The organism is Pseudomonas sp. GW821-FHT09H03, assembly GCF_059415945.1.
Genome location: NZ_JBWKOF010000004.1, coordinates 111022 through 122923, shown reverse-complemented (window position 1 = coordinate 122923; position 11902 = coordinate 111022). Strand labels below are relative to the sequence as shown.

General features: G+C 58.3%; 8 protein-coding genes and 1 pseudogene. 6 read left to right on the top strand and 3 right to left on the bottom strand.

Annotated elements, in window-relative coordinates; all coding sequences use genetic code 11:
- Nucleotides 1-38: 38 nt before the first annotated feature.
- A complete protein-coding gene (locus AC07OG_RS07240) occupies nucleotides 39-995 on the bottom strand; it encodes a threonine dehydratase (protein ID WP_495066585.1) in 957 nt (318 codons plus the stop codon).
- Nucleotides 996-1091: 96 nt separating this feature from the next.
- Here AC07OG_RS07240 and AC07OG_RS07235 point away from each other — a divergent pair, with 96 nt between their 5' ends.
- The 6 genes and pseudogenes from AC07OG_RS07235 (at nucleotide 1092) to AC07OG_RS07210 (ending at nucleotide 8444) form a co-directional block, all read left to right on the top strand.
- Nucleotides 1092-1907, top strand: coding sequence for a helix-turn-helix transcriptional regulator (locus AC07OG_RS07235; RefSeq protein WP_495066584.1), 816 nt, complete (start codon nucleotides 1092-1094; stop codon nucleotides 1905-1907).
- A gap of 118 nt (nucleotides 1908-2025) precedes the next feature.
- A complete protein-coding gene (locus AC07OG_RS07230) occupies nucleotides 2026-3324 on the top strand; it encodes a sialidase family protein (protein ID WP_495066583.1) in 1299 nt (432 codons plus the stop codon).
- On the top strand, nucleotides 3321-3932 hold the full coding sequence (locus tag AC07OG_RS07225; RefSeq protein WP_495066582.1) for a hypothetical protein: 612 nt from the start codon (nucleotides 3321-3323) through the stop codon (nucleotides 3930-3932). The genes AC07OG_RS07230 and AC07OG_RS07225 overlap by 4 nt, the downstream gene beginning before the upstream one ends.
- 32 nt (nucleotides 3933-3964) lie before the next feature.
- The gene (locus AC07OG_RS07220) at nucleotides 3965-5998 is read left to right on the top strand and encodes an LTA synthase family protein (protein WP_495066581.1); all 2034 of its coding nucleotides are present in this window, start codon (nucleotides 3965-3967) and stop codon (nucleotides 5996-5998) included.
- A gap of 98 nt (nucleotides 5999-6096) precedes the next feature.
- The gene (locus AC07OG_RS07215; protein ID WP_060542206.1) at nucleotides 6097-7131 is read left to right on the top strand and encodes a sensor domain-containing diguanylate cyclase; all 1035 of its coding nucleotides are present in this window, start codon (nucleotides 6097-6099) and stop codon (nucleotides 7129-7131) included.
- Between the two features lie 138 nt (nucleotides 7132-7269).
- Nucleotides 7270-8444: pseudogene (locus AC07OG_RS07210) on the top strand (PAS domain-containing sensor histidine kinase).
- Between the two features lie 13 nt (nucleotides 8445-8457).
- Here the strand turns inward: AC07OG_RS07210 and AC07OG_RS07205 are convergent.
- Together AC07OG_RS07205 and AC07OG_RS07200 are read right to left on the bottom strand one after the other, a co-directional pair.
- Nucleotides 8458-11031, bottom strand: coding sequence for a bifunctional diguanylate cyclase/phosphodiesterase (locus tag AC07OG_RS07205; RefSeq protein WP_495066580.1), 2574 nt, complete (start codon nucleotides 11029-11031; stop codon nucleotides 8458-8460).
- A 436-nt stretch (nucleotides 11032-11467) separates the two neighbouring features.
- Nucleotides 11468-11902: hypothetical protein (locus AC07OG_RS07200; RefSeq protein WP_495066579.1), on the bottom strand; the 435-nt coding region annotated here is incomplete at its 5' end.

The window sequence follows — 11902 nt, the reverse complement described above, 5'->3', positions numbered from 1 at the left end:
CCTGCCCGTGGTGATGAAAAGCGGTGCTATAGTGCCCCTCACTCAATCACTCGTGCATACACCGATCGATCAACATTGCCACCCGACAGAATCACCCCGACCCTTTTCCCCACCATTACTTCACGCTCCTGAATAAGCGCCGCCAGAGCCGCCGCACCCGCCCCTTCAGCCAGGTTGTGGGTGTCGGTGTAATACACACGCATGGCCTGGGCGATCTGTTCTTCGCTGACAGAAACGATGCGTGCCGCAGCCGCACCGTAGATGGCAAAGGCCTCGGGAATCGGTCGACGCACCGCAAGGCCGTCGGCGAAGGTGTTTGCCGTCGCGGTTTCGAGGATTTCCCCCGCTTCAAACGACAACCTGGCCGCTGCAGCCTCTGTGGAAACCACGCCCACCACCCGGGTTGTCAGGCCCAACGCGTCGCGCGCGGCGATCACCGCACAAATGCCCGAGCCACAACCGATCGGCACGTAGACGGTGTCCAGATCCCGCGCGGCCTGGAACAGCTCCAGCGCATAGGTCGCCACACCTTTGACCATTTCGACATGGAACGGCGGCACCAGGTACAGGCCATGTACTTGCGCCAGGCGCGCGGCCTCTTCCCGGGCCTCGTCAAAATCGCGGCCATACTCGACCACTTCGCCGCCAAAACCGCGCATGGCGTTGTTCTTTTCCGGCGAATTGCCCTGGGGCACCACGATCAACGCCCTCAAACCAAGCTTGCCGGCCGCCAGCGCCAGGCTCTGGCCATGGTTGCCGCGGGTAGCGGTGACAATGCCCTTGACGCCCGGGTGCTCGCGTTTGAGCCAGTGCATGAAGGTAATGCCACCGCGTACCTTGAAGGCCCCGGTAGGGGTATGGTTTTCGTGCTTGACCCATACGGTGCAGCCTAATCGCTCGGCCAGCAGTGGCCAGGCGTACTGGGCAGTGGCGGGCATGACCTGGTAGACATGGCGGGCCGCTTGTTCGATTTCGTCGCGAGACAGTGTTTGCATCAGTGGACTTCCCAATGTTTTGCCCAGTCTAGACACAGGCACAGCACATCGGCTTTCAGAAAACTGACCTGACTTTTAGGCTCGCTCTTCATTACTATGCTGATCATGATCCGTCAAAATCGCCCCCTGCTCCCGCTCCCCGCCGAACCGGTCCGTCGTATCGAGGCAGGGCCATGGGCCATCGAGTTGCTGCCCGGCGCCGCCTACGCGACGCGATATGTCGCGGCGCAATCGGCAATTGGCTTTGCCTTCGACAGCCAGCGCGGTGTACACGCCATTGGCAGCGACCGGGTGCAGCCGTTTGACGCCTTGCCCAATGGCCTGGCATTCGTTCCCGCAGGTTGTGACGTATTGTCCGAGTCCGCCAGGGGCGGTGAGTACCTGCGGGTCTTGCGCACTGATGTCAGCGCTTTGCCCGGGGACCGTGCCTTCAACAATCGCATTGACCCGCATGCAATCGCCCTCGCGCTGCGAATGCGCAGCGCGCTGCTACAAGCCTCGGTGACGGACGATTGGGAGGCTTGGGCGCTGGCCCTGGCTGAACGGGTGACGAGTCACCAAGCGTTGTCCGCACCGCCCCAAGACGCCATGACCGCTGGCCGTATGCGTTTGCTCGATGATTTCATTGACGCGGGCCTGGACGGGCCCCTGGGAATTCAGGCAATGGCGGGGCTGCTTGGACTGTCCGAAGGCTATTTCATCCGCGCATTCAAGCACGCAACGGGTAAAAGCCCGCACAGCTACCTGATCGATCGACGCCTGGCCAAGGCCCGTGCACTGATGTGCGATTGGACAATGCCCCTGGTGGCGATCGCCAACGCCTGCGGTTTCAATTCCCAGGCGCACATGTCGACCACTTTCAGGCAACGCCTTGGCCTGAGCCCTGCTCAGCTGCGCGGGCTCATGTCATAACGCGGCGCCGCATACTAGAAGTAACTGCCTGGATAATTGATATCAATTGAGTCGCATTCTTGTACTAGAGTGTTACCGTTGGCGCTTTATTGGGCTAGGAGATGCTAAAGGCTTAATTATGCGCATAAAATTCCCCGGCATTGCTGCCCTTGGCGTTTACCTTGCCTTGGCTTGCCTCTTTGCGAGCGCATGGATCACCCACCCTGCCCCCAGGCATTCTTCCTTTGCCCGGATCACTCCGGTAAAGACAGTGGCAGAAACCGATGCGAAGCCCATTTATACCAGCCGGTTCGCCTCCTCCGGGCTGGTGGACTTCGTCCATTCCTCGGCGGTAACGGCCATGCCTGACGGTAGCCTGATGGCGGTCTGGTTCGCCGGCAGTCGCGAAGGCGCAGCCGATGTACAGGTGCGCTCCGCCCGCTTCAACGTCAGCACCGGCGAGTGGGGGGAGGAACAGGTCATGGCGACCCGGGATTCGACCCAGCAAAGCACTCGTAGATACATCCGAAAACTTGGCAACCCGGTCGTCGCATTGGCGCCGGACAATCGCCTGTGGCTGTTCTTCGTCTCGGTATCCATGGGCGGCTGGGCGGGTAGCGCGGTCAATGTGATGGTTTCAGACGACTTTGGTGTGCATTGGTCAGCGCCGCGCCAATTGATCACCTCACCCTTTTTGAACATCAGCACCCTGGTACGTTCGGCACCGGTGTTTCATGTCGACGGCTCCATCGGCTTGCCGGTCTATCACGAATTTCTGGGCAAATTCGCCGAGTACCTGTATTTGAGCCCGGACGGTGAAGTAATCGATAAATACCGCATCAGCCACGGCAACAACTCATTGCAACCGGCGATCGTTCCGCTGGATGGCCAGCGCGGTATCGCCTTGCTGCGCTACGCCGGCGACACCCACCATAGAGTTCTGGCGAGCCGCACCGAGGATGCCGGACAAACCTGGAGTGAACCTTATCCGGTCGTGCCCTCGAACCCGAATTCCTCGTTGGCGGCCGTGGCAACGCCCGATCACGGCTTGCTGGTAGCGCTCAATGACCTGCAAGAGGGCCGCTTCAAGCTGAGCCTGTATCTAACCGACGAAAAAATGGTCGACTGGCACTTCTTGCACGATCTGGACAAATCACCCGATCCGGAGGGCGATCCGTTTTCACCCCTCGCCTACAAGGAAATCATCGGGATTGAGTTCCGCGGTTCCAGCGGCAAGCTGCGCCAACCCCTGGAGGCGCAATTCCTCGCCAACCTCGATAACCGAGTCTGTAAAAACGACGGGTGTGAATTCGAATACGAATACCCGTACTTCATCCGCAGTCCCGACGGGATGTATCACTTGGTTTACTCCTGGAACAACACCTTCATCAAGCACGTTACCTTTAACGATGCCTGGCTGTCCGAGCGTCTCAAATGATCAACCTATGGCAAGCCCACGCCACTTTCGCGATGATCATCTTCCTGTTATTGCCCTCGTTCGGGCTGAACAGGGGCTGGCGCATCACGCTGCTGCTTGCGTTGCTGGCGGCCAGCTTCATACCGCTGGGCGGGTTGTCGCTGGCCGCTTACCTGCGCAGCCACATTGATGACCTTGCGATCACCTCAATGGTGTTCATGGGATGGGGCTGTTTGCGTCGTCTGGGGATGCTGCCACCGGTGCTGCGTGATCGAACTGGCGTATTGATCCTCTTTGCGGCGATGGCCCTGGTGCTCTACCCCGCTACCCTGGGCTTGAGTGACCTGGATCCTTACCGGCGTGGTTACAGCCCGCGCCCGCTGTTGTTTATCGTCGCACTGCTGACATTTGTCCTGTTTTACCTGCGCAACTACCTGGCCGTCGTGATGTTGACCTGTGCGACCCTGGCCTTCATCGTCGGAGTCAAACCTTCCCACAACTATTGGGATTACCTGGTTGACCCGTTGCTGGGCCTGTATTGCTGCCTGGCGCTGCTGATGCTGGCCGCGCGCCGGGCGTATCAAAGGTTGATCACGCGGCGCGAGCCGATGAGAACCAAATCCGTTTGAAACTCACCGAAACTGTTTAATAGGGAAAGATGATGGGTTGGCTGAAATCGAGACGTCTGCATTACTGGCTGGGCGCAACAGCGATCGTGTTTGTTCTGTTTGCACTGCTGCGAGTGGTGTTCTTTTTCGGCTTTTCCGGTTTCGACGCCAAAGCCCTGGGCGACGAAAACGTCCTGCAAACCCTGGGCATCGGTTTTCGTTTCGACTTGCGCCTGGCCATTCTGGTCATGCTGCCAGTGGCGTTGCTGGCCTGGATCCCCCGCTGGAACCTGATTGGCAGCCGCCTCCTTCGCGGCGTCGCCCGCCTGTATCTGGTCGCCATCCTCAGCGCCGTGCTGCTTGTCTACATCATCGACTTTGGCCATTACGCCTACCTCGGCGTGAGGATCAACGCCACGGTGTTGCGCTTTATCGAGGATGCGCAAATATCCCGTGACATGGTCTGGCAAACCTACCCGGTCATCTGGATTTCCCTGGGCTGGCTGGCAACTGTCGCGATCGTGACACTGGCCTTGGTGCGTCTGGAGCGCATCACCCTGGATCGCCCCCGCAAAGCCATTCACCCCCTCTCCGCGACCTGGGGTGGTGCGTTGATGGTCGTGCTGGTGCTGCTGGGTATTCTGGGTCGAGTCGAACACTTGAACTTTGAAAACCCGGTACCGCTGCGCTGGAGCGATGCCTTTTTCTCGGGCAATAACCAGATCGCGGCACTGGGCCTGAACCCGGTGATATTCCTCTACGACACCGTCAAGGTCGGCCAGTCGCGCTATGACGAAGCACTGGTACGCGAACATTACGCGGTCATGGCCAACTATCTGGGTGTCGACCAGCCTGATCCGCAAACCCTCAACTTTGTCCGCCACCAGGGACCGCAACCCTACAAAATTTCCGCATCGCGGCCACCCAACGTGATGTTCATCATGCTCGAGTCGCTGGGCACCAGCGCCGTCGGCGCCTATGGCAACCCGATCAACCCAACGCCCAATATCGATCGCCTGGCCACCCAAAGCTGGTTCTTCAAGCACTTCTACGTACCGGTGACGGGAACCGCAAAAACCGTCTGGGCCAGCATTAGCGGAGTGCCTGACGTTACCCGACAGGAAACCGCGACGCGTAATCCGCTGATCACCCGACAAAACACGCTGGTCAATGCCTTCACCGGCTACGAGAAGATCTACACCATTGGCGGCAACTCCGGTTGGGCCAACATGAATGCCCTGATCCGGCAAAGCATCGACGGCGTTCGCCTGTTCGACGAGCGGGACTGGAAATCCCCGGTAGTGGACGTCTGGGGGATCTCGGATCTGGACCTGTTCAAGGAAACCGACCAGATCCTGCAAGCGCTGCCCAAGGACAAACCGTTTTTCGCCTATGTACAAACAGCCGGCAACCATCGCCCCTTCACAATTCCAGCGACCAATGACGGATTCGAGGTCAAGCACCCTACCCTGGAGCAAGTCCAGGCGGCAGGCTCGCGCAGTGTCGAGCAATACAATGCCGTGCGTCTGCTGGACTTCAACATCGGACGCCTGATGGAAATCGCCAAGGCCGGCGGCTGGTACGACAACACCATTTTCGTGATGTTTGGCGACCACAACACCCGTATCGCCCAGATCCCTTTCCTGCCGCCGGCCTATGAGTTATTGGGACTGGAAAGCAACGCGGTGCCAATGATCATCCACGCACCCGGCCTGATCGGGACGCGCAAGGTCGAGCAAGCCGTTGGCCTGGTGGATTTGCTGCCGACCGTGGCAGGCATGGCCGGCCTTGAGTTTCGCAACAGCGGCATGGGCCGTGATATCCAGCAGCCCGCGCCCGAAGGCGAACGCGTGGTGCCATTGGTGTTGCGTGAAGGCACGTTCCCGCTGATTGCCGGCGTGACTCAACACTACATGGTGCAGATGGAGCACGACGGCAGTGCGCCAAGCCTCCATGACCTGGCCTCCCAGACGCCACTGGACAACGTCGCCGAGCAACACCCCGAGGAGTTCAAGCGCCTGTCACAACTGACCCGCGCCATGCATGAAACCTCTCGATTGATGCTGTACCAGAATGTGCGCAAGTAATGGCTTTGCCGCGCCTCGGCTTGGAGAAGCCTCGCCCTGTTCAGTATTCGAACGATTAAACGATAATCAAAAAACCACTTACCCATGGGGACGCCAAAATGGATCAGATTCTTTCTCTTCTCTCCGATACCATTCCCAAAGCCCAGACCCTGGAGCAACTTACGCGTCCCCTGCTGACCCTGCTCAGCCAGGTCACCGGCATGGAGTCGACGTACCTGACGACCATTGATACCGACGAGGGTGTGCAGCGTATCGAGTTCGCACGCAACGTCGGTGACATGGTGATTCCGGAAGGGTTGGTCGTGCCCTGGACAGATACGCTGTGCAAGCGGGCGCTGGAAGAGAATCGCATGTATTCGGATAACGTTGCCGAATGTTGGGGCGACTCGGAAGCTGCCGCGGCCTTGGGCATCAGAACTTACGTGAGCGCGCCCATCAGGTCCCAGGATGGACAAGTGCTGGGGACGGTATGTGCCGCCAGTTCAAATCAGGTGGCCCGCTCTGCTGAAGTGGAACCCTTGCTGATGCTGCTGTCCGGGTTGCTGGGATATTCCCTTGAACGTGGGCTGCTTGTTGAGCGGCTTCAGGCGGCCAACGCCGAGTTGACCAAGCTGGCCCTGACAGATCCACTCACCGGCCTGTCCAACCGCCGTGCCATTCTGAACGATGCCGAGCGCATGTTCGCCCTCGCCCAGCGGGAGAACAAGTACATCCTGATGGGGGTCATCGATCTGGATGGGTTCAAGATAATCAACGACACCCGCGGCCACTTGGCAGGAGACGAGCTACTACGCGGTGTGGCCGCCCAACTGCAGCATGGCCTTAGAACCAGCGACGTCATCGGACGCACTGGCGGTGATGAATTCATCGTGATCGCCCTGGGCACACCCGCTGACCACTCGGAACTGGAAAGTGACCGGCGACATGCCGCCGAACTGCTACAGGAGCGCCTGTCCAAAGCGACGATAGGGCGATATGAGCTGGGCCATGGTCTTGGTGATATTGAATATACCGGCGCGAGTGTTGGGGTCGTGGCAGTGATACCGGGCAACATGACGGTGGACGAGGCCACAAAGCTGGCAGACCGCGAGATGTATAACGTCAAACAGCAGCGAAATCGTCAACGGAAGTAGCAAAGCCGAAGGTCATTTGTCATCAGTGAAGCCTGGATAAAGGACGCCAATTGCACGTTATGGCCAAGTATCAAGGCTGCTTGTACAGGTGGTGGCTATAATTTTGAAATATCGCCCTCCCATTGTTCTGTGATCCCTATGCCGGAAGATTACGAGTCGAAACCCGGTTCTGACGTTCTCTTCGACGAAGCTGAATGTGGCGTGCTGCTTACCGCAGAAAATGGCCAGATCGCCCAGGTCAACCTGACTTTCTGCCGCTGGTTAGGCTACCGGCGAGAAGAGTTGCTCGGCCGGCACATTCAGGACCTGATGAGCATGGAGGGAAGGACATTTCATAAGACGTACTGGGCGCCCCTGATGCAGATACAGGGCGTTGTTGCTGACGTAAAGTTCGATCTGACCCACTACAACGGACATTCCATGGCGATGATGCTCAGCGCCATCGCGTGTGAGCATTCTCAAGGCATATTTCATGAGATGACGTTGTTCAAGCCGCGGACAGGCAAAGATACGAACGCGAGCTGCTCAATGCCCGAATGCTTGCCGAAAGACATCTGGCCAAGCACCTCAAGGACCAGCGCGTACTGGATCTGACCCAGGATAAATTGCGCATCACCTATGCGGCGGCTGAGGACAGAGCCCTGTTCGCCGAGCAACTCATCGGGATTGTCAGCCATGACCTGCGCAACCCCTTGTCGGCCATAAAAATGGCGACGGAACTGTTGGGTCGCCGGGAGCTGGATGCCAAGCAAGTGCAAATACTGGGGCACATCAGCCATTCGGCCGATCGCGCTCAGCGTCTGGTTGCCGACCTGCTGGATTTTACCTTGACGCAGGTTGGCCGAGGTATTGCCGTCGTACCCAAACCCGTCGATTTACACGAATTGGTGGCTGACTGCCTGGAGGAGTTGAGCCTGGCTTTTCCCGGGCATAAGTTGACCCATCTGCGCCATGGGCAAGGCGCCTTTACTGCCGACAGTGATCGGCTTTACCAGCTCATTGGCAACCTGGTCGCCAACGCATTTGCCTACGGCGCCAGCGAGAGTGAAGTCACCGTGTCCACTGCCTTTGAAGATCAAGCGCTGGTTATCACCGTGCACAATTTCGGCACGCCGATACCCAAGGTATTACTCAGGGATTTGTTTGAGCCGATGATCCGTGGCAGTCATGACAATGCAGAACTCAGAAGTGTCGGGTTGGGCCTGTTCATTGTTCGGGAGATCGCAAGAGCGCACCACGGTGATGTGGTCGTAGACTCTTCTCTCGCAGCCGGTACAACGTTCACGGCAACCTTTCCTCGTACCCTTGACTGACGTTGTACGCAGTTTATGCCTTCTGTATTTCGCCGACGCCTGCCAAGGCGTCGAACGCATCGCTATCCAGCGGCCGGCTGAGGAAATAGCCCTGACCTTCGTCGCAGGAAACCGTTTTGAGCAAACTCAGTTGTTCGGCCGTTTCAATGCCTTCTGCCGTCACCGTCAGCGCCAAGGCGCGCCCCAAGCCCACGATAGCCTGGATGATGGCCCTGTCGTCCTCGCTTTGATCGAGCCGGCTCAAAAAGCTGCGGTCTATTTTCAGGCCGTCGAAAGGAAAAGCGCGCAGATAGCTCAACGAGGAGTATCCCGTTCCGAAATCATCCATGGCGATGCGTACGCCGAGGCGTTTGAGGGTACGCATCAGCTCCAGGGCGCCAGTGGCGTCTTCGAGCATCACGCTTTCAGTAACTTCCAGCTCTACCCGGGCGGGGTCGATGGCCGAGTCCACCAGTGCTTTTTGAATACGCTCGACCAGATCGCCGCGCTTGAATTCGGTAGGTGACAGGTTGACCGACACGAACAGGTTTTGCGGCCAGCGCGAAGCGCAATCGCAGGCGGTATTGATCACCCAGTTGCTCAAGGAAAGTATCAGCCCGGATTCTTCGGCAATCGGGATAAAAGTGTCGGGAGGTATCAGGCCCCGCTCAGGGTGCTGCCAGCGTACCAGCGCTTCGGCACCCACCATGCGACCGTCAGCGATACGGTAGCGCGGCTGGAAGTGCAGGCGCAGCTGTCCGTCCTTGATCGCGAAACGCAGGTCGTTTTCTAGGCGGCGGCGCTCGATGATCCTGGTGTTCATATCGCCTGCATAGAAGCGCCAGGTGTTACGGCCGGCCGACTTGGCCTCGTACAGTGCAATATCGGCATAGCGCAGTAATTCCGCCGCCTCGCAAGCATCATTCGGCGCCATCGCGATGCCAATGCTTGCGCTGACAAACACTTGCTGCTGATCAATCTCTATCGGCCGTTCTACCGACTCGATCAGGCGACGGCACAGTGCCTCGACCTCATCCTGGGAACTCACGTCTGTGAGTATCAGGACAAACTCGTCCCCGCCAACACGGGCCACAAGGTCGCCGTGACGCACGCACTCGGCCAGGCGACTCGATACTTCATTGAGTACCAGATCCCCGGCGGCATGTCCGAGCAAATCATTGACCGGTTTAAAACGATCGAGGTCCAGGCAGAGCATGACCAGAGGTTGTTCCGGCGTCGGCAAGGCCTTGAGTTTACCGTCGAGAAACTCCTGCAGACGTGTTCTGTTGGGCAGTCCGGTCAGGGCATCATGCTGGGAGAGAAATTCAATTCGCCGACGGGCTTCGACTTCCTCGGTGACATCCGTTGCGGTACCTCGAAAGCCTGTGTCTGACATATTCCTGGCCGAGATACGCGTGATTCGTTCGCGGCCTGCGCTATCAATGTAGCGGCACTGCAGGCTGATATCCTGGCGGCGATTGGGAATGCTCAGCCACTGAGTTAATGACCCAGGTTCCGTACCTAGCAAATCATCGATTGGCGCCCCTATCCAGGCGATCCTGGAGAGCCCGGTCACATCGTCAAACCGATCGGATAAATAGGTGAAACGACCCTGGGCATCTATTTCCCATACCCAGTCCGAGATGGCTTCAACGACGTCTCGAAAGCGCGCTTCGCTGATGGCCAGGGCGTCCTGACTGCGATGCAGCGATGTGTAACTGGCGTCCAGGGCAAGCGCGCTGGCGGTTGTGCGGCGCAAGATGGCCCAGGTCATCAGGCACACCAGCAGCGCGGCGATGCCAATCAACGGCAAGCCTACCCCCAGCAACCGCAGCCCGGGGCGGGAAGGACTCCAGCGCAGACTGCCGGCTGCTCCGTTCTCACCCAGGGGCAGGAAATACGTCGCATCCCTTTCCTCAGGCATGCCTACGTGAAGGCCCTCTACACCGAAATCGTGGCCCATCACCTGGAGGTTGGCGCTGTCGAGAAAGTCTACAAAAATCAGTACCGACGCTGGCCTGCCATCAGCCTCCACTGTCGGGTCGGTTCCGGGGGTAATGGCTGCAGCCGCCACCAGGGCGGGTACACCTGCAATATCGATGAAGGCGGTTATCGGTGTTTCTGCTTGCTCTCCTTCCCGAGCCTTCTCGAGAATCGGTGCAATGGACTGTTTGAGCCAGTCTGCGGCTGCAACACTGCTCAACTTGCCCTCGACCACCGAGTAGACGGTGCGATTGTCATCGCTGACGACAAACACTCCCCGAAATCCAAAGTCAGGATAGAGCGAAGGCCCCAGGTTCTGTCGTACATAGGCCCAGTCAGGGTTAACCTGAACATGCAGGTGCTTGTAGGTTTCCCCCCAGAACGCGTAATCCTTGATGGTCGCGCGCACTGATTTTTCCAGCGATTGCACAGCCTTTTTTGTGTAGAAGGAGCTTTCGACCTGTTCGGTATGGTCCAGGTCATTGGCCAGATAAACCAGTGAGCCGCTGGCTAGCACGAACACGCCAGCCAGTAACCCGAGAAACTTGAAGAGTGAGGCCCTTGCCAGCGACACACTTGAGCGATTGGAGAGGGAGTTGTCGATAGAGGCGAAACTGTTCGGCATAATTTCCCGCTAGTCGTCGTGGCAAGTCGGATGTACAGCATGCAATCGGCTGCGTTAGCGGAAACATGAATAAGTTCATTTTTCCCTGACCGTGCATAACCCTCTGGCAAAGGTTAGACGAGGATTGCGCTTCCCACTCTGGGCATGAGAGAAATTTATGCTGGATATGAACAGTGACTGAAAGCGATTACAAACCGGGTGCTCTAACTGACGGCTGCAACTTGTGCGCAAGTATCAGAAGACGGGAGATGAAAAGAGCTCTGCACCCTAATGGCGCCCTACCTTTGCCCGATTTTCTCCGGTAGTGCCTGACCTGCTGGGCAAGACAGGCACCAGATCTTCGGGAGGTCCGATTACGAAGCACCTGAAGAAGATCGAACTGAACTCAGGCCCAGGTCAGGCCTGAGTTCAGTTTTTTGTACTTTGCCATCAGCTGTTATGGATAGCTGGTACGACTTTTAGAGACTGGCGTTCCGGCTTTGCTCAACCCCTTGGAGTTGTGATCTCCTGGCGTCGAGGCAGCAATAGCACTGGCTTTGCTCACGCCGCGAGTATCTTTGGAGTGTGCGATGCCCGAAGTCGTTGTGCCATGGCCGCGGTCACTGTTGCGTTCACTGCCGTAGTGATTCCCGCTTTCACCATGATCGCGAACGGCCTTGCCCGCATGATCACTGCTCAGTCCGTTGCCTCGACCGTTACTGTCAGCGTTGCCGGAGTGGCCTGAACCGCTATGGCCGCCGCCTGCGCCGCTGCCGTGGCCACCGCCAACGCCACCGCCGTGACTGCCACCGCCACCACCACCACCACCACCACCACCACCACCACCACCACCACCACCACCACCACCACCACCACCACCACCACCACCACC